Annotated in this window: 18 protein-coding genes; 7 read left to right on the top strand and 11 right to left on the bottom strand. The window is 34.2% G+C overall.

All coding sequences use genetic code 11. The features are described 5' to 3' along the window. Positions 1 to 41: 41 nt before the first annotated feature. From ES675_RS02385 to ES675_RS02370, 4 genes are all read right to left on the bottom strand, one after another. Entirely contained in the window at positions 42 to 1,055 is a 1,014-nt protein-coding gene (locus ES675_RS02385; RefSeq protein WP_148367217.1) for a TlpA family protein disulfide reductase, read from the bottom strand. Positions 1,056 to 1,142: 87 nt separating this feature from the next. Further along, on the bottom strand, positions 1,143 to 2,291 hold the full coding sequence (locus ES675_RS02380; RefSeq protein ID WP_066249098.1) for a serine hydrolase domain-containing protein: 1,149 nt from the start codon (positions 2,289 to 2,291) through the stop codon (positions 1,143 to 1,145). 85 nt (positions 2,292 to 2,376) lie between these two features. Further along, complete coding sequence (locus tag ES675_RS02375) at positions 2,377 to 2,856, bottom strand: methylated-DNA--[protein]-cysteine S-methyltransferase (protein ID WP_066249103.1); 480 nt, start codon at positions 2,854 to 2,856, stop codon at positions 2,377 to 2,379. Continuing rightward, positions 2,856 to 3,941, bottom strand: coding sequence for a CNNM domain-containing protein (locus ES675_RS02370; RefSeq protein ID WP_066249109.1), 1,086 nt, complete (start codon positions 3,939 to 3,941; stop codon positions 2,856 to 2,858). The genes ES675_RS02375 and ES675_RS02370 overlap by 1 nt, the downstream gene beginning before the upstream one ends. A gap of 203 nt (positions 3,942 to 4,144) precedes the next feature. On the opposite strand from ES675_RS02370, the gene ES675_RS02365 reads away from it, so the two are divergent. Continuing rightward, on the top strand, positions 4,145 to 5,182 hold the full coding sequence (locus ES675_RS02365) for a sensor histidine kinase (RefSeq protein WP_082985868.1): 1,038 nt from the start codon (positions 4,145 to 4,147) through the stop codon (positions 5,180 to 5,182). Positions 5,183 to 5,234: 52 nt separating this feature from the next. On the opposite strand, the gene hemB is transcribed toward ES675_RS02365, so the two are convergent. The 7 genes from hemB to hemA form a co-directional block, all read right to left on the bottom strand. After that, a complete protein-coding gene (gene hemB / locus ES675_RS02360; protein ID WP_066249116.1) occupies positions 5,235 to 6,227 on the bottom strand; it encodes a porphobilinogen synthase in 993 nt (330 codons plus the stop codon). 6 nt (positions 6,228 to 6,233) lie between these two features. Then, complete coding sequence (locus tag ES675_RS02355) at positions 6,234 to 6,623, bottom strand: YchJ family protein (protein WP_066249121.1); 390 nt, start codon at positions 6,621 to 6,623, stop codon at positions 6,234 to 6,236. 1 nt (position 6,624) lies between these two features. Further along, positions 6,625 to 7,527, bottom strand: a complete 903-nt coding sequence (gene hemF / locus ES675_RS02350; protein WP_066249124.1) for an oxygen-dependent coproporphyrinogen oxidase — start codon at positions 7,525 to 7,527, stop codon at positions 6,625 to 6,627. Next, positions 7,517 to 8,056 (bottom strand): GNAT family N-acetyltransferase, encoded by a 540-nt coding sequence (locus ES675_RS02345; RefSeq protein ID WP_066249128.1) that lies wholly within the window; start codon positions 8,054 to 8,056, stop codon positions 7,517 to 7,519. The genes hemF and ES675_RS02345 overlap by 11 nt, the downstream gene beginning before the upstream one ends. An 8-nt stretch (positions 8,057 to 8,064) precedes the next feature. Continuing rightward, entirely contained in the window at positions 8,065 to 9,090 is a 1,026-nt protein-coding gene (hemE, locus tag ES675_RS02340; protein WP_066249132.1) for a uroporphyrinogen decarboxylase, read from the bottom strand. Between the two features lie 91 nt (positions 9,091 to 9,181). Beyond that, positions 9,182 to 10,759, bottom strand: a complete 1,578-nt coding sequence (gene hemC, locus ES675_RS02335; protein WP_066249136.1) for a hydroxymethylbilane synthase — start codon at positions 10,757 to 10,759, stop codon at positions 9,182 to 9,184. Next, positions 10,752 to 12,014 carry a glutamyl-tRNA reductase gene (gene hemA / locus ES675_RS02330; RefSeq protein ID WP_066249139.1) on the bottom strand — a complete coding sequence of 421 codons (1,263 nt, stop codon included), beginning with the start codon at positions 12,012 to 12,014 and terminating at the stop codon, positions 10,752 to 10,754. The genes hemC and hemA overlap by 8 nt, the downstream gene beginning before the upstream one ends. Before the next feature lie 196 nt (positions 12,015 to 12,210). On the opposite strand from hemA, the gene ES675_RS02325 reads away from it, so the two are divergent. The 6 genes from ES675_RS02325 (at position 12,211) to ES675_RS02300 (ending at position 18,496) form a co-directional block, all read left to right on the top strand. After that, the gene (locus ES675_RS02325; protein WP_066249141.1) at positions 12,211 to 13,104 is read left to right on the top strand and encodes a helix-turn-helix transcriptional regulator; all 894 of its coding nucleotides are present in this window, start codon (positions 12,211 to 12,213) and stop codon (positions 13,102 to 13,104) included. A gap of 50 nt (positions 13,105 to 13,154) precedes the next feature. Next, entirely contained in the window at positions 13,155 to 14,189 is a 1,035-nt protein-coding gene (gene hemH / locus ES675_RS02320) for a ferrochelatase (RefSeq protein ID WP_066249147.1), read from the top strand. 35 nt (positions 14,190 to 14,224) lie between these two features. After that, the gene (locus ES675_RS02315) at positions 14,225 to 15,589 is read left to right on the top strand and encodes an MATE family efflux transporter (protein WP_066249149.1); all 1,365 of its coding nucleotides are present in this window, start codon (positions 14,225 to 14,227) and stop codon (positions 15,587 to 15,589) included. A gap of 10 nt (positions 15,590 to 15,599) precedes the next feature. After that, entirely contained in the window at positions 15,600 to 16,148 is a 549-nt protein-coding gene (locus ES675_RS02310; protein WP_066249153.1) for a CopD family protein, read from the top strand. Positions 16,149 to 16,194: 46 nt separating this feature from the next. Next, positions 16,195 to 17,652 (top strand): sensor histidine kinase, encoded by a 1,458-nt coding sequence (locus tag ES675_RS02305; protein WP_066249156.1) that lies wholly within the window; start codon positions 16,195 to 16,197, stop codon positions 17,650 to 17,652. Between the two features lie 61 nt (positions 17,653 to 17,713). Then, complete coding sequence (locus ES675_RS02300; protein ID WP_066249159.1) at positions 17,714 to 18,496, top strand: enoyl-CoA hydratase/isomerase family protein; 783 nt, start codon at positions 17,714 to 17,716, stop codon at positions 18,494 to 18,496. Positions 18,497 to 18,507: the final 11 nt, after the last annotated feature.

Genomic DNA, 18,507 nt, shown 5'->3' with positions numbered 1-18,507 from the left:
AATTTTCAACGTGTTGTGCTATTTTTTAAGTGCACCTTAAGTTAATATTTTATTTCCAATTTAGTTTTTATATCTGACAATGAATTTGTGTATGCAACTACATTATTTTGCCTGTCAAGTAATATGTAAGTCGGAAATATTCGGATTTCTAAACTATCTGTCAAACTATTTATTTCTATTTCAAGATAGTTTTCCCAAGGTAGATTTTTCGATTTTAAATATTTTTTCCAAATTTCAATTCTACCTGCTTGGTCACTTGATAAACTCACAATTTTAGTTTTCTTTGCTTTAAAAGCATCTGTCAGATTTTTGATTTCTATATGATCTTTGAGACAGGGTGGACAAGCTGTATGCCAAAAGTCAAGCAAAATATATTCATTGTTCTCAATTAATATTTTATTATTTTGATTGTTTTGGTCCAAAAATGTAAAATCTGCTAAATTGATATTCCCACTATTTAATCTTGATTTTAGTGTTTTAATCATTAATCCAGAAGTATAGTGACTCTTTACGCTTTCAGGTTGAGAATCAATTATACTCATAAGTTGAGAAAGCACTTCTCGATTACTCTGATTTTTAAAGAGAATATTTATTCCAATTTTAAAAGAAAATGGATTTTCAATGTTTTTATTTAGTTCTTTAAATAAAAATTTATTTACTTCTTCATCAGTCGCATTTGACAAAGTAAGATTCTTATATCCATTTTCATATTCAACTGTTTTGTCAAAAATTTCAGAACCTACAACATCGATTTTTAATGATTTTGATTTTAGAGAGATACTTATATCAAACTCTCCTTGATCAAGCCAAATCATTTCTTCATATAAGCTGTCCTTCGTTTTAATTGTAAAAAAATACTCTTCTATTAATTTATTTTGAAAATTAATACTAGTTTTATCTTTGAGACTATAGAAAATATTGCCTCTTAAATTTTCAAAAACAACAGACTCTACTTTTTCATCGGACGTTATATCGATTGATAATTTTAGTTCATTTTCCTGACTGAACAATAGTTTTATAAAAATGAAAGCTATTAAATTTAATGTGAATTTCATGGTTGGTAGTTTTTAGTTAACCAAAAAAAGCCTAAAAAATTGGTCGGAATACCCAACAGTTTGTTAAATAACAAAAGATTAAGAACGTTATTCTAACATCTTATAAGCCTCTTCAATATACGTAAAAATATCGGGCGTAAACGTTGCCAGTGCATCTCCTGGTCCTTTAGAATGTCCTAATCTTACAATAATAACGTTGTCATTAGGCTCCACAATAACGTACTGACCCAAGTGGCCACGCATCATAAAAAATTCCTTATCGCCAATATTTTTCAACCACCAACCATAGCCATATTCTGGACTAGCAGGAAAACGTGGTTTAATAGATTTAGCAACAAAGGCCGAATCTAAAAGTTGCTTGCCTTGCCATTTTCCATGGTCTTTATAGAGTTTACCTAAACGTGCAAAATCTTTCGCATTACTAGCAATACAACAGTATGCTTTTACCATGTCGTGATCTTCGCTGTCTACTTGCCAAAGCGTTGCATTTTCTGAACCTAATGGTTTCCAAAACGATTCGGTTAAATAATCATATAGTTTTTTGCCAGTTGCACGTTCAATAACCATAGCTAACATTTGCGTGTCACCACTAGAATATGTGTAAGATTGTCCAGGTTCTTTAACGACTTTTAAGCCGTTAATAACCTTATCTAAATCATCGTCAAAATAGGCACGTGTAGTAATAGATAAAGGCGAATAATAGGCTTCTTCCCAATCGGTTCCTGATGCCATAGAAGATAAATCGCCAACCGTTAATTTGGCCGCTAAACCTTCTGTGAATTCTGGGAGGAAATCACTAACAGGTTGATCCAAACTCTTGATATGGCCTTGCATGAGTGCTTTTCCTAACATAGCTGACACATAACTTTTAGCCATGGAGAATGAGTTGGATTTGGAATTTTCATCAAAACCATCGTAATAATTTTCGAACCAAATACTGTCATTTTTAATGATAACGTAAGCAATGGTGCCGTTTTCTTTATTAATTTTGTTTAAGGCTTCGGTTTCTATTGCGCTATTATAATCTTGATGATTTGGCCAAGGTTGCGGTGTTCCATTTCCAATAACTTGATTATCGAATTCTTTATAATCCTCTAAATATGCTGTGGAATAGCCCTTTAAATAGATAGTTCTAACGGCTTTTATAAGATAATCGGTATCCGTTATATACAAGGTTGCAATGAGTAGAGCAAAAACAATAACGACCCATTTTAAGATAGATTTTAGGAATTTCATACAGTAAGATTTAGAGAATAAATATAGGAATTTTTATTGAGGCTTGTTGTGAGTAATAACAATTATAATAGCGCCAAATGGTAAGTTAAAACAACGCTTGTTGCTTATAAGGGCTTTCGTGTTCTAACAGCCATTTTTTTCGATGTAAACCACCAGCATATCCTGTTAAACTGCCATCGGAACCAATAACGCGATGGCATGGAACTACAATCCAAAGTGGATTTTTACCATTGGCATTTGCCACAGCTCGAATGGCTTTGACGTTACCTAGTTTTTTGGAAAGTTCTAAATACGAAACCGTTTTGCCATGCGGGATTTTACTCAAAGCATCCCAAACGCTTTTTTGAAAAATGGTGCCTTCTGGATTTAATGTTAAATCGAATTGTTTTCGGTTTCCTTCAAAATATTCATTGAGCTGATAGACGCAATCTTGAAGGGATTCAGGAATAATATCAGTTAGTTTCTCTTCGGAATTTAAAACGGTTATAGACGAAATGCCATCAGCATCACCCAAAATTTGGGTGAACCCGAGTGGTGAGTTTATAATGCAACGGTCTTGCTCCATTAGTCAGTTGGCTTTTCGTTATCAATTAAGCCAAGTCTTTTAGCCCGCGCTTCCCAACCGCGTCTGGCTAAAACTTGTAAATCTGGAACGTCATCACTTTCGTCCATAATTTCTAACCCTAGAAGGGTTTCAATAACATCTTCCATCGTTACTAAACCACTTACAGAACCATATTCATCTACTACTAAAGCCAAGTGGTTTTTACTTTCTACTAATTGTTCGAATAAGCGAGGAATAGGTAGATTTCGATTAATAATAATGATCGGTCTTTTAATCTCTGAAAGTAGCTTATCTCCATTTCCAAAAGCCATTTCTTTAAAAACTTCATCTTTTAAAACGAGTCCAGTTATGTTATCTGACTTCTTCGTATAAACAGGGATTCGCGAAAATTTGGTATTGGCATTTTTCTTAAAAAAATCTTCGATGGTTTGATTTTCATTTTCTAACGACATAACCGTTCTAGGAGTCATAACGTCTTTAGCTAAAACCTCTTTAAACGTGAGCATATTTTTTATGACCTTACTTTCAGATTCATGAAAAACGCCTTCTTCTTCAGCTAAATTTGTCATGGCATGAAAATCTTCTCTACTTAATACGCTGCCATGTGGACTGCCGCCAATCAGCTTTGTGGTGAGGCGTAAAAGCCATAAAATTCCTGAATATTTTAAAGGGAAAATTAAAATATTAAGCATTGTAGCTGTAAAACCGGCTAGTGATTTCCAATAGGAAGCGCCAATAGTTTTAGGGATGATTTCGGAAATAACTAAAATAAGCAAGGTCATGATTGCCGAGATGATACCAACGGTATTTATTCCAAAAATTTCAATTTTAAACGGTAGTTTTTCAGCTTCAATACCAACCATCATAGCGCCTAAAGTATGTGCAATGGTGTTTAACGTTAGAATGGCAATAAGTGGCTGATCAACATCTTTTTTTAACGCTTCCAACTTGAGCGCATAATCCTTGCCTTCTTGTTTTTTAACAGTGATAAACGTAGGTGTGATACTTAATAATACAGCTTCCAAAATGGAGCATAAGAATGAAAAGAAAATAGAAACGGTTGCCCAAAGAATGAGTGTGGTCATTAACGTATTTTTTGTTTCTTGCTAATTTACAAAATCATAAGGGAATTTCAGATTTTAAATGGAGTTTCAGAAGCCTGTGGATTTTTAATTTTTACGAATATAAAATGGTATTGTGTTATTAATAAGAGGCATTGGGGTCATTATTGTAGAAAATAAGGTTCATCTTGTCTGTAGAATTGAACACCCTATAATTCCATAAAAACATGAAAACTTATCACAAACTTTCTCAAGTATCCTTTCTTAAAAAATATTCGTATAAATTCCTCTTTGTTGCGTTTTTAGGAATCCACATACCTCTGTTAGGTATTATCATGTATGCGCTTTTTGCTACAACTATTTCTACTACTACATTTATATTAATTACGTTAGGATTAACGTTGGGAGCAACGGCATTAACTTTAAAAGTTTTAAATGCGTTATTAGACCCAATTATAAAAGGTAAAAATGCGCTTAATGCTTTTGTACAGGACAATACAGTACCAAATTTACCAATTACTTATACAGATGAAGTTGGGGAAATGTTAAAAAACATTCAATATACTATTGAACGTTTAGATGAAGTGGATCAAGAAAAACAAGATATTATTGAATTGATTTCGCACGATTTACGGACACCTGTTTTACAAACATTAGGTATTATTGACTTTTTAAAGGAGGATGGAGACGATCCTCAAAAGCGTCAGGAATATATTACTTTATTAAACGAGATTGCTACCAAGCAGGTGAAATTTTTAGAAGATATGCTTAAAATTTTGAAGGCGAAACATATTGAAATATCACCTAAAAACTTTGAAATGTTATCTGCTTCTGAAATTATTAATGCCATTATTCGGTCACATAAAAAATCTATTGAAGCCAAACAGTTGGTTATTGTTAACAACGTACCAGTTCAATTATCGATACGTGGACATGCCATTGGTATAACACAGGTTTTTGAAAATTTAGTAAATAATGCTATTAAATTTTCTGAAAATAATGGCGAAATCCATATTTCGGGTGAAGAAACCAATAATGAGATTAAAATTAAAATTATAGATCATGGAATCGGTTTTGATGAACGGACGAAAAGCGCATTGTTCAAAAAATTTGTACCCGGTCATTTAGGAACTAGTGGCGAACCAACTACAGGATTAGGACTTTATTTAACTAAAAAGATTGTAGAGAAACACGGTGGAGCACTGGAGCCTTATAGTGCAGGAAAAGGTACGGGTGCTCAATTTGTGGTATCTATTCCTAGGTAATATAAAAACCCTTATCGGCCAGAATTTTCTGAACCATAAGGGTTTTACTTTGTTATTTGTTTAATAATTTCACCACATCTTTGGCAAAGTAGGATGCAATTACATCTGCTCCAGCACGTTTAATGGCTGTTATTTGCTCCATCATAACGGCATCATGATTCAACCAGCCTTTTTCGGCAGCTGCTTTAAGCATGGCATATTCGCCAGAAACTTGATAAACAGCAACAGGAACATCGACCGTATTTTTAATTTCACGAACAATATCCAAATAGCATAAACCTGGTTTTACCATAACCATATCAGCGCCTTCGTCAATATCCATTTCGGTTTCTCGGATGGCTTCAAAACGATTAGCAGGATCCATTTGGTAGCTTTGTTTGTCTTTTGGGACATTTTCCATATCTACAGGTGCAGAATCCAAAGCATCACGAAACGGACCATAAAATGCCGAAGCGTATTTAGCCGAATAACTCATAATACCTGTATTGTAAAAACCGTTAGCTTCAAAAGCTTCGCGTATGCTTAAAATACGACCATCCATCATATCACTTGGTGCTACAAAATTGGCGCCAGCTTCAGCATGAGACAAACTCATGTCTGTTAAAATATCTACCGTTTCATCGTTTAAAATCAGACCGTTTTTTACAACACCGTCATGTCCATAGGACGAATACGGATCCATAGCCACATCAGTCATAACTAACATGTCTGGACAAATATTCTTGACCGTTTTAATGGCACGTTGCATTAAACCGTTCGGATTTAAAGCTTCCGTCCCTTTATTATCTTTTAAATTATCAGGTACTTTTACAAACAGCAAAACCGATTTTAAACCTAGATTCCAAAGCTCTTTTACTTCGTTTTCCAAAAGGTCTAAACTATAGCGAAAATAATTAGGCATGGAAGCAATTTCTTCTTTTACGCCTTTACCTTCAACAATAAAAAGTGGTACTAAAAAATCGTTTGGCGTTATTATGGTTTCACGAACTAACGAGCGAATAGCTTCATTACTACGTAAACGTCTGTTTCTTTTTAATGGATACATACATTATTAATTTTTGGCATAACCTAAGTAATACCATGTTTCATTTTCTTTTATAAAAGCCGACTTTTCGTGAATAACGTCAATGCATCCTTTTTTTTGAAAATAAGCATTAAATGTTACCGTTCCTTCCTTGTCATTCGCTAAACCTTTCGAAGTTTTTAGTACATCTAGTTTTATCCAACTTACAGATTTTGCCCAGGTAACGATTGCTTTTTTTTCTGATATGGGTCTTGTAGAACGATGATGGGTTTGCATTAAATAATCACCATTAGTTAATACAAATGCACTATATCTGGATCGCATAAGTTGTTCCGCTGTTTCTGTTTTTCCATTGTTTAAATGAAAAATTTCACAACAATCTTTATAAGGTTTATCATTTCCGCAGTAACAATTCATTTTACACCCAATTTATTGGATTTTGTAGTACATCAAGTAATTTCTCTTCAGCACTTCCAGCTTCTGGATGATGATCATAAACCCATTGCACATGTGGTGGCAAACTCATTAAAATACTTTCTATTCGACCATTTGTTTTCAGTCCGAAAAGAGTGCCTTTATCATGAACCAAATTAAATTCTACATAACGACCACGACGGATTTCCTGCCATGTACGTTGTGCGTCAGTATATGGTAATTCTTTGCGTTTTTCTACAATTGGAACATACGCTTCTAAAAAGCTATCGCCAACTTCGGTTACAAAATTATACCAGTTTTCCATACTCATGGTTTCGGTAGCTTTGCAATAATCAAAAAATAAACCACCTAAACCGCGCCCTTCATTTCTATGTGTATTATAGAAATATTCATCACATCGGGCTTTATATTTTGGGTAAAACTCTGGATCATGTTTATCGCATGCCGTTTTACAGGTTTGGTGAAAGTGAATAGCATCTTTTTCAAATAAATAATAGGGTGTTAAATCTTGTCCGCCACCAAACCATTGATCTACAATATTTCCATCTTTATCATACATTTCAAAATAACGCCAATTAGCGTGAACGGTTGGAACCATTGGATTTTTTGGATGCAAAACCAAGCTTAATCCGCAGGCAAAAAAATCAGCATCTTCAACGCCGAAATATGTTTGCATGGAGTCCGGTAACTTGCCATGAACACCAGAGATATTCACACCGCCTTTTTCAAAAACAGCACCATTTTCAATAACGCGTGTTCGTCCACCACCACCTTCTGGTCGTTTCCAAATATCTTCTTGAAATGTAGCCTTGCCATCCACAGCCTCTAATTTAGCCGAAATGGTATCTTGTAATGTTTGTATGTATTGGTAGAATTTATTTTTCATACTGTAATTCGTATAGTTCCATGTCTAAAACCGACTTGCCCGAAACATATTCCTTGTCCAAGGTTTTTATCCAATTAAAACCATTTCTTTCAGCTATCTGAATGCTGGCTACATTAGATTTATGGATAATAATCTGTAAGGACTTTAGTTTTAATTCATTAAAAGCATAGTCTTTTGCAGCTTTTATACTTCGTGTCATCCAGCCTCGTCCAGAATATTTCTGACCTAAACAATAGGAAAATTCGGCTTGTTTTAAATGGTGATCTAAATTTTTTAAAATGATTAACCCAGCAACATCACCAGAATCAATATCCTTGATGGCAAACGTAAACTCCTCCGTCTGATTTTTTATTTGCGCTGTTTTTCTCCGTATATAATTTTTAGAATCCGTTTCAGATAAATTTTCTGATAGCGTTTTAGGAAGATATTGTTGAAATCGTTTTCCATTGGAAATCATTAACCGACTTAAGCTTTGCGCATCTTGTGGTTTTAAGACTTCCAATGAAAAGGATTCTGTTTTTAACTTCATAACAATGTTTAGGCACGATACTCTTTTACAGCATCAATAAACGCCTTGGCATTATCCAAAGGAATATTTGGTAAAATTCCGTGACCTAAATTTACGATATATTTATCTTTTCCAAATTCATTAATCATTTGATGAACCATTTTTTTAATTTCTGCTGGTGGCGAAAACAAACGTGTTGGATCAAAATTACCTTGTAAAGTAATGTTTCCACCAGTTAAATAACGGGCATTTTTAGGCGAACAGGTCCAGTCGATACCCAAAGCAGATGCACCAGATTTTGCCATAGTATCTAAAGCAAACCAGCAGCCTTTTCCAAAAGCAATTACAGGTGTTTCATCTTTTAAAGCATCAATAATTTGTTGGATATATTGCCAAGAAAATTCTTGATAATCAACAGGTGATAACATGCCGCCCCAAGAATCGAATACTTGAACCGCATTAACACCAGCCTTTACTTTTTCTTTTAAATAGGCAATAGTTGTATCTGTAATTTTTTGTAATAATTGGTGCGCAGCAACGGGATTTGTAAAACAAAATTCCTTCGCTTTATCAAAGTTTTTACTGCCTTGCCCTTGTACACAATAGCATAAAATAGTCCATGGTGAACCTGCAAAACCTATTAATGGCACTTCATCGTTCAATTTTTCTTTGGTAGCTTTAATAGCTTGATATACATAATCCAAAGCCACCGTTACATCTGGAACAATAACGTTGTCCACATCTTTTTGCGTGCGAATAGGATTCGGTAAGTAAGGTCCGAAATTAGGTTTCATTTGAACCTCAATATTCATAGCCTGCGGAATCACTAAAATATCACTAAATAAAATGGCAGCATCCATGCCGTATCTGCGAATAGGTTGAACCGTAATTTCACTTGCTAATTCTGGTGTTTGGCAACGAGTAAAGAAATCATATTTGGCTTTTATTTCCATGAATTCTGGTAAATAACGACCTGCTTGACGCATCATCCAAACTGGAGGACGTTCTACGGTTTCACCTTTTAATGCTCTTAAAAATAAATCGTTCTTAATCATATTTGCTCAATGCTACTCGCAATTTGCTAATAGCTGTTTTTATTTTAATACTTAACCTTAAACCGTTTTATAGATTTGAAGTCCTTAAATTTTATATGTAGAATTCATTAACCAATTCTACCACACTTTCAACCGTTGGTACTTTTGCTATACGCACGTCTTCAAAATACTTCTTGGCTTCGTCTGCTGTGGTCGTACCAATACAAAATGCAACACCTTTGGCTTTGTTTTTTTGTATATAACTTTCTACCGTTGATGGGCTGTAAAACATAACGCCTTCAACAGAATCTGCTATAGCTTTTCCATCGTATTTTGTTTCGTAAGCTTCTACTTCTTTTACGGTTATATTATTTTCGCCTAAAATTGTTGGTATGGTATCTAAATGTAAGTTACTGCAGAAATATGTTACTTCCGTACCCTCCATAAATTCTACTAAATGTTCTGCTAAATCTTGTGCGTAATTAGCCGCAAACTTAACGGGTCCGATACGTTTTTCAATCATACGTTTAGTACGACGACCAACACAGTAAATATTTTTAAACTGTAATTCGGCAGCAGAATAATTTGTTGTTAAAGATTCAACGCCATTTTTACTAGTAATAATCACGTTTTCAATCTCTTTCTTTAAAATACTTGGATGAATTCGATTTAAGTTGATTTTAGCAAAATCACTACTATCTGCAACCACATCATTATGAAATAATAATCGCTGGTCTTCCGTTAATCTTTTGGTTGAATAGATATTTATTTTTTTATCGGACAATTTGATTTCGTCCATGAGGCGTTTTCCACCACGTTCAATAACATATTCGGCACAAAATTGCGCTAAATTGTGATGCTCACCTAGTTTCTCGTTTCGGGTAACTTCAATCTTTTTACTTCCATCAGGACTTAATAAAACACCTGTGAAGTTTATTTCTTCATCTTTAATAAATGCTAAAGCACCAATAGGAGCAGAACAACCACCTTCTAAAAGGTTTAAAAACTTGCGTTCTATTGTTGTACAAATTTCGGTTTCTTCATGATTTATTTCGGCACAAATGGCGCGAATTTCTTCATCTTCCTCTAAAGCTGTTACCATAATAGCACCTTGTGCAGGCGCTGGAATCATCCAGTTCAGGTTAATGGCATCTTCGGGTCTTTTATCAATACGTCCAAGTCCTGCAGCGGCAAAAATAGCTGCATTCCAATTATCATTATCTTCTAATTTTTGTAGTCGCAAGTTTACATTACCACGAATATCTTCAACAGTATGTGTTGGATATCGGTTTAGCCATTGTGCACGTCTGCGTAAACTACCCGTGGCAATAACGGCATCTTTCTGTGATAAGAATTCTTCGTTATCTTTAAATACCAGCGTATCTCTAACATTTCCCCTTTTAATTACGGCTGCTTGAACAATACCAGCTGGCAATAATGTTGGTACATCTTTAAAAGAATGTACGGCAATATCAATGTCATCATTTAACATGGCTATATCCAGTGTTTTAGTAAAAACACCTGTAATTCCAAGTTCGTAAATGGGTTTATTTAAAACTAAATCGCCTGTAGATTTTACAGGCACAATTACAGTTTTATGTCCAAGTTGCTCTATGATGCTTTGGACTGTTTTGGCTTGCCATAGTGCTAGTTCACTATCACGTGTGCCAATGCGTATTATTTTAGACATGTTTTATGGTTTCTTCAAGTTGAAATACCTTTTTTATAAGTTCTAGGCTTTCATCAGTAGTAACGGCATCATCCTTTAAGTGATGCGCGAAATGATTGGTGATTTTTTGAATAATATTATTGCTGATCAGTTCAGCTTGCGATTCGTTAAAATCGGCTATTTTTTTTCGTTGTGTATCTAATTCCGCATTTTTAAAATCCGTTAACTTTAATTTTAATGCTTTAATAGTTGGTGCAAAACGTCGGGTTACCAACCAACTGCTAAACTCGGCTTTGATGTCTTCAATAATGGCTTCTGCACGTGGAATGTCCAAGCGTCTGTTTTCAAGCGTGGCATCTGTCATTTCAGCCAATTGATCCATGTGAATAAGGGATACGTTTGGTAAATCTGTAACGTTATTATTGACGTTTTTAGGAATGGATAAATCTAAAATTAATAACGGTTTTTTGTTCTGAATAATATCTTTATCAACGGTTGGTAATTGTGCACCTGTTGCAACAATTAAAACATCAGTCGCACTAATTTCCTCTTGTAAATTGGCATAATCTTTTACAATTAAATTGAATTTACCAGCAATGCGTTCTGCTTTATTTTTTGTTCTATTAATAAGGGTTATGTGCGAATTTTTAGAGTGTTTCACCAAATTTTCACAGGTGTTTCTTCCTATTTTGCCTGTTCCAAATAATAGGATGTTTTTTGAAGCAACATCAGTAACTTCATTTAAAATATATTGAACAGAGGCAAATGAAACCGATGTAGCTCCAGATGAAATATTCGTTTCTGTTTTAATGCGTTTACTAGCTTGAATAACGGAATTTATTAAGCGCTCAAGGAATGAGTTTACTAGGCCTAATTTTTTTGAAGCAATAGTAGCGTTTTTCAATTGACCAATTATTTCAAAATCACCTAGAATTTGACTGTCTAATCCAGAACCTACACGAAACATATGTGAGATAGCATCTCGATTTTTATAAATATAGGCTACTTTTTGAAACTCATCAACGGTGCCTTTTGTATTATCGCATAAGAGTTTGATGAGTTGGTATGGGTGTTCTGCAAAACCATAAATTTCTGTACGGTTACACGTAGATGTTACTATCAAGCTTTCAATACCATTGGTTTTGGCTTGCTCCAATAGGGCTTCTTTTCCAGTATCGTCTAAACTAAAGTGGCCACGTATTTCGGCATCAGCCTTTTTATAACTTATTCCAATTGCGTAGAAGTAGGTTCCTTTAGAAATTTGGTATTGCTCCATAGTCGTTTTCAAAATTCCTAACAAATGTAGATTGGTAATGTGGAATAAAGTAACGCTCAAAGAACTATTAGTATCGTTACGGGTTTTTTAACGTTATTTTTTAAATTAATATGATAAATGTCATACTTTTGCAGTCGTACCAACGATTTTAGACCTATTAGTTTAGAATGAATCTAAATAGAAAGAAAAAATATCTATGGCAGATACTATAAAAAATGTCGCTCAAAGAACTTATAAAGAAACGAATGTAGATGATGGGTTTATCATTTTAACCTATCAAAATGATAATGATCAAGTCGAAATAGTTGAACGCGAGATTGATAGTAGTTTTATTCAATTTCATTTTTGTGTAAAAGGTTCTAGTGTTTTTATGTTTAATAATGGGAGTTATTCATTAAATATTAAAGAGGAAACGGCTTTATTATTGTACAATCCGCAACGTGATTTACCGATTCACATGAGTGTTCAACCAAAATCTTGGTTGGTATCCATGATTTTTTCGATTCAAAAATTTCACGGATTATTTTCACAAGAAGCCAATTATATCACGTTTTTAAGTGGTGATAATAAGGATAAAAAATATTATAAGGATAGCGCTATTTCGCCATCAATGGCTATTGTACTTAATCAGTTGATTAATTATAATTTAAACTCATCCGTTAAAAGCTTGTATTTTAAAGCGAAGGCATACGAATTATTGAGTTTATATTTTAATAGAAGTGAAGATGCTAATATTGAACAATGTCCATTTTTAGCGGATGAAACCAATGTATTGAAAATTAAGAAAGCGAAAGATATTATTATTTCACGTATGTCTGAACCACCAACGCTTCAGGAATTAGCAGATGAAATTCAATTAAGCTTAAAGAAATTGAAGGAAGGCTTTAAAGAAATTTATGGCGATTCTGTGTTTAGTTTTCTATTTGATTATAAAATGGAAGTTGCCAGAAAATTATTAGAATCTGGTGATAATAATGTGAATGAAGTAGGATTAAAAGTTGGCTACAGTACATCCAGCCATTTTATTGCCGCCTTTAAAAAGAAATATGGCACAACACCAAAAAAATACATAATGTCAGTATCTTCGTAAATTCAAATTCTGAATAAAAAAAGAGCTATAGTTATCAAAAAAAATATTGAATGAAAAAAGGCATTTTACTCGTTAATTTAGGTTCGCCAGATAGTCCAGAACCGAAAGATGTAAAAAAATATTTAGGAGAATTTTTAATGGATGAACGTGTAATTGATGTGCCACTTTGGGCACGTACATTGCTTGTAAAAGGTATTATATTAAATACGCGTCCAAAAGCATCAGCAGCAGCTTACAAAAAAATATGGTGGGAAAACGGTTCGCCGTTAATTGTGCTTTCTGAACAGTTACAAGAAAGTATTCAGCAAGAAGTTGACTATCCAGTAGCTTTGGCCATGCGTTATGGCAGTATGACTATTAAAAAAGGAATTCAAGAATTAGTAGATAAAGGTGTTGATGCCGTGTTTTTAATACCATTATATCCGCAATTTGCTATGGCAACAACGGAAACTATTTTAGTGTTGGCAGAGGAAATTCGTCAAGAACATTTTCCAAATATTACCATGAATAGTTTACCTGCTTTTTATAATAATTCAGATTATATTGACGTGTTATCCGATAGTATTGCCCGACATTTAAAAGGTAAAAATTACGAACATTTGTTGTTTTCGTATCACGGTGTTCCAGAACGTCATATTCGAAAAAGTGATATTACGAAGTCGCATTGTAAAATTGATGGAAGTTGTTGTGCAACACCATCTCCAGCACATGAGTTTTGTTACAGACATCAATGTTTGGACGTCACGCGTTTAGTGGCTGAAAAATTAGGTTTTGCACCTGGTACGTATTCGTCTAGTTTTCAATCCCGTTTAGGTTTCGATCCCTGGTTATTACCATATACAGACAGAACTATTGAACGATTAGGGAAAGAAGGCATCAAAAATATGGCAATTGTTACGCCAGCTTTTGTGAGTGATTGTCTAGAAACTTTAGAAGAAATTGCCATGGAAGGTGAAGAAATTTTTCATGAAATGGGCGGTAATGAGTTTACCACGATTCCTTGTTTAAATTCCGATAAACCTTGGGTTGATTTATTAGCTAAATGGATTAATAACTGGGCAACTTCTGAAACTGAAACCGTATAAATTGTAGAAAAATTCCGATTATCAAGGAGCTAAATATGGCTAAAATTGCATCTGTAGAATTAGGCACGAGTCCTATTGGTAAATTGCTTATCAAGCAAGCTGTACCTGCATCTATAGGTATTTTGGTTATGTCGCTAAATATTTTGGTCGACACCATTTTTGTGGGTCAATGGATAGGCTCAACCGCTATTGCAGCTATTAATGTTGTGTTACCGGTTTCTTTCTTTATTGCCGCTTTAGGGATGAGTATTGGAATAGGAGGTTCATCTATTATTTCCCGAGCTTTAGGTGCTAATAATGCGGTGAAAGCTTTAAAAGTTTTCGGAAACCAAATTACGCTTACATTAGTGCTAACCATAGCTATGGTTGCCTTTGGTTTAATTTATGTAAATGATATTATTCCTGCGTTTGGTGGTCAAGGTGCTATTTTTGAGCCAGCCAAAATTTACTATAAAATTGTATTGTATGGTGTTCCTGTTTTAGCTTTAAGCATGATGGGAAATACAGTAATTCGTGCAGAAGGCAAACCCAAATTTGCCATGTATGCCATGTTAATTCCGTCTGTTGGAAATTTAATTTTGGACTACGTATTTATAAACCTGTTGGATTATGGTATGGCAGGAGCCGCATGGGCAACAACGGGTTCTTATTTTCTATGTCTTGCATTTATCGTTTGGTTTTTTCTATCTAAACACTCTGAATTAAAGCTGAATTTTTCTCATTTAGGACTCATTAAAAGCATCGTTTCAGAAATCAGTTCATTAGGTTTCGTAACACTTGCTAGACAAGCTGTTGTTAGTATTACCTATTTATTTATGAATAATATTCTGTACGATTTAGGTGGTGAAACGTCCGTTACGGCGTATGCTATTGTAGGACGAATGCTCATGTTTGCGCTATTTCCCGTTTTTGGTGTTACCCAAGGATTCTTGCCAATAGCTGGTTATAATTATGGTGCAGAAAAATATGACCGTGTTAAAGAAACCATTTATACAGCTATAAAATACGCAGCAGGTTTAGCTACTTTAGTCTTTCTGCTATTAATGATTTTTCCAGAAGCAATCACGCGTTTATTTACATCAGATACTGACGTAATTGCTGAAACGCCAAGTGCTATGCGATGGGTATTTGCTGCGACACCTATTATTGCGCTACAACTGATTGGTGCTGCCTATTTTCAGGCCGTAGGAAAGGCTATTCCGGCATTATTATTAACACTAACGAGACAAGGTTTTTTCTTTATTCCACTCATTCTTATTTTGCCACATTTTTATGGTGAAATGGGTGTTTGGATGTCCTTTCCAATAGCTGATGTTTTATCAACTATTGTTACCGGATTTTTTCTTCAAAAGGAAATAAAAAAGAGTCTTTCGTTGCCCATAACTGAAAATAACTCGTAATTTTAATCACGTGGAATATTACAACTACATAAAATCTCTTCATCTTATATTTGTCGTTACCTGGTTTGCTGGTTTGTTTTACATTCCTAGATTGTTTGTGTATCAAATTGAAGCATTCCATAAACCATCACCAGATAAGGAAATTTTGGGCACGCAATTAAAATTAATGGCAAAGCGTCTTTGGAATATCATAACTTGGCCATCAGCTATTTTAGCAACTATTTTTGCTGTTTGGTTGCTGGTTTTACAGCCGGTTTGGTTGGAGCAGCCATGGATGCATGTTAAACTACTATTTGTTTTATTGCTAATTATTTACCAATTAAAAACGCATCAATTTTATAAACAACTTCAGAAAGATGATGTTCGTAAATCATCAAATTTTATGCGACTTTGGAACGAAGGAGCCACCTTTATTCTTTTTGCCATTGTGTTTTTGGTAATTCTGAAAAGTGCTATAAATTGGGTGTTTGGTGTCATGGGTATATTCGTTTTAGGTGTTTTATTGATGTTAGGATTTAAGATTTATAAAAATATTAGAAGCAAAAACCCCAATGCTTAAGTAAGTTGGCTTAATTCTTGTTAACTTTAAAACTCAAACGCGATACATGAAATTAGCCAGACTCTCTTTAAGATTACGCATTTTTATTGCCATGATTTTGTTGGTGTTATTGGCTTCTATTCTTATTGCAGGTGTTACCATTTATCAATATAATGAGGAAGCTAGAGAATATCACCAAGATAGACTGGAGCGTAAGGAGGAAAACATTCGCGCTAGTATAGAGTATACCATTAAAGAAACCACTTATGAGGTGATTCCTGAAATGATGACACTTATTTTTAAAGATGCCATCTATCAGATAGCTGCCATCCATAATATGGAAATTAATCTCTATAATTTAGAAGGCGGTTTATTAAAATCATCAAAAGCAAGTTTTGAATCGGATTCACTAACCAGGTGTCTAGATGCCAAAATTTTAAATACCATTTCTCATTCGTTGGACCATCGACATGTAACGAATACTTTAGAAAATTCTGATAATTATTTATCGTCTTACTCCATTATCACAGATAAGCGTTTTAAACCGCTAGGCATATTAAATTTACATTATTTAGAGAACGATGATTTTCTAAATAAAGAATTACGCGAATTTTTAGAACGGTTAAGTTACGCCTACTTTGTTATGCTAATTATTGCTATTGGTTTAGCCTATTTGCTTTCAAAATACATTACCAAATCACTTAAAACCATAAGTGATAAAATGAATGAAACGCGCTTTGAAACACGTAATAAAAAGATTGATATTGGTTCTACGAGTCAAGAAATTGCCATTCTAGTAGATTCGTATAACAGTATGATTGACGAACTAGAAGCTAGTGCCGTAAAATTAGCAACCAGTGAGCGTGAACAAGCTTGGCGTGAAATGGCAAAACAAGTGGCTCATGAAATTAAAAATCCACTGACACCCATGCGATTGAGTGTCCAAAGTTTTCAACGTAAATTTGATCCAGAAGACCCTAATATTTACGAAAAAGTAGATGAATATAGCAAAACATTAATCCAACAAATTGATACCATGAGTTCTATTGCTTCGGCATTTTCAAATTTTGCAAAAATGCCTGCACAGCAAAATGAAACCTTAAATGTGGTAAATATTGTTAAGTTGGCTTTGGATATTTTTAATGAAGACTACATTGTTTTTATAGCCGAAAAGAAAGAAATTATTGCCAATTTTGATAGAACGCAACTCATTCGTGTGGTAACTAATTTGGTTAAAAATGGTATTCAAGCCATTCCTGAAGATGGTTTAAAAACACCAAAAATTGTTGTTGAGGTTCAGGATGAGAATGGGTATGTAAACATTATTGTAACCGATAATGGGAAAGGTATTTCAGAAGAGAATAAAGAGAAAATATTTGAGCCTAAATTTACAACCAAGTCTAGCGGAATGGGATTAGGTTTAGGAATGGTTAAGAATATTGTGGAAACTTATAACGGAAATATTACCTTTACATCACAATTAAATGAAGGAACTACGTTTACAGTAGCGATTCCGAAAAAATAAACTTATTATTAATTAGAGGTGCTCTGAATCTAATGGAGCCACTTTTTAAAAATCAATATATATGTCATATAATAATATTCTTTCCGAAACTCAAAACGGATTAACAACCATAACAATAAATAGACCTAGCAAATTAAACGCTTTAAATAAGGAAACCATTCAGGAATTGCATGATGCCTTTAAAGCCGCCAATTCGGATTCAGATACCAAAGTTATTATTGTTACTGGAAGTGGCGAAAAAGCTTTTGTTGCAGGCGCAGATATTAGCGAATTTGCCAACTTTGATGAATATAATGGCGGGAAATTGGCAGCTAAAGGTCAGGATCTTCTTTTTAATTTTGTTGAAAATTTAAGCACACCAGTTATTGCTGCCGTTAATGGCTTTGCATTGGGTGGCGGATTAGAATTGGCTATGGCATGTCATTTTAGAATTGCAAGTATCAATGCTAAAATGGGGCTTCCAGAAGTGTCATTAGGTGTTATTCCAGGTTATGGTGGTACACAACGTTTACCGCAATTAGTGGGTAAAGGTCGTGCCATGGAAATGGTTATGACAGCGGGAATGATTGATGCCAATCAAGCTTTGGAATACGGATTGGTTAACCACGTAACAACAGAAGAAGAACTTATTCCGCTTGCAGAAAAAATTGCTGGTAAAATTATGCGAAATTCATCCGTTGCTATAAAAGGCGCTATCAAAGCCGTTAATGCCAATTTTAAAGATGGTGTAAATGGTTATGATGTAGAAATTGAAGAATTTGGAAATTGTTTTGGAACAGACGATTTTAAAGAAGGAACTACAGCCTTTTTAGAAAAACGTAAAGCCGATTTTCCTGGGAAATAAAATGAGAGAAT

It is taken from the genome of Algorimicrobium algoritergicola (assembly GCF_008086165.1).
Lineage (GTDB): Bacteria > Bacteroidota > Bacteroidia > Flavobacteriales > Flavobacteriaceae > Algorimicrobium > Algorimicrobium algoritergicola.
The sequence above is the reverse complement of the archived record's forward strand: the minus strand, read 5'-3'. Positions and strand labels throughout refer to the sequence as shown.

Coding starts and splice junctions, on each gene's coding strand:
- ES675_RS02355 (WP_066249121.1), bottom strand. CDS start 6,623: ATGAATTGTTACTGCGGAAATGATAAACCTTATAAAGATTGTTGTGAA.
- ES675_RS02385 (WP_148367217.1), bottom strand. CDS start 1,055: ATGAAATTCACATTAAATTTAATAGCTTTCATTTTTATAAAACTATTG.
- hemF (WP_066249124.1), bottom strand. CDS start 7,527: ATGAAAAATAAATTCTACCAATACATACAAACATTACAAGATACCATT.
- hemH (WP_066249147.1), top strand. CDS start 13,155: ATGAAAAAAGGCATTTTACTCGTTAATTTAGGTTCGCCAGATAGTCCA.
- ES675_RS02345 (WP_066249128.1), bottom strand. CDS start 8,056: ATGAAGTTAAAAACAGAATCCTTTTCATTGGAAGTCTTAAAACCACAA.
- hemB (WP_066249116.1), bottom strand. CDS start 6,227: ATGTATCCATTAAAAAGAAACAGACGTTTACGTAGTAATGAAGCTATT.
- hemC (WP_066249136.1), bottom strand. CDS start 10,759: ATGTCTAAAATAATACGCATTGGCACACGTGATAGTGAACTAGCACTA.
- hemE (WP_066249132.1), bottom strand. CDS start 9,090: ATGATTAAGAACGATTTATTTTTAAGAGCATTAAAAGGTGAAACCGTA.
- ES675_RS02315 (WP_066249149.1), top strand. CDS start 14,225: ATGGCTAAAATTGCATCTGTAGAATTAGGCACGAGTCCTATTGGTAAA.
- ES675_RS02300 (WP_066249159.1), top strand. CDS start 17,714: ATGTCATATAATAATATTCTTTCCGAAACTCAAAACGGATTAACAACC.
- ES675_RS02375 (WP_066249103.1), bottom strand. CDS start 2,856: ATGGAGCAAGACCGTTGCATTATAAACTCACCACTCGGGTTCACCCAA.
- hemA (WP_066249139.1), bottom strand. CDS start 12,014: ATGGAGCAATACCAAATTTCTAAAGGAACCTACTTCTACGCAATTGGA.
- ES675_RS02305 (WP_066249156.1), top strand. CDS start 16,195: ATGAAATTAGCCAGACTCTCTTTAAGATTACGCATTTTTATTGCCATG.
- ES675_RS02325 (WP_066249141.1), top strand. CDS start 12,211: ATGGCAGATACTATAAAAAATGTCGCTCAAAGAACTTATAAAGAAACG.
- ES675_RS02370 (WP_066249109.1), bottom strand. CDS start 3,941: ATGACCACACTCATTCTTTGGGCAACCGTTTCTATTTTCTTTTCATTC.
- ES675_RS02380 (WP_066249098.1), bottom strand. CDS start 2,291: ATGAAATTCCTAAAATCTATCTTAAAATGGGTCGTTATTGTTTTTGCT.
- ES675_RS02365 (WP_082985868.1), top strand. CDS start 4,145: ATGAAAACTTATCACAAACTTTCTCAAGTATCCTTTCTTAAAAAATAT.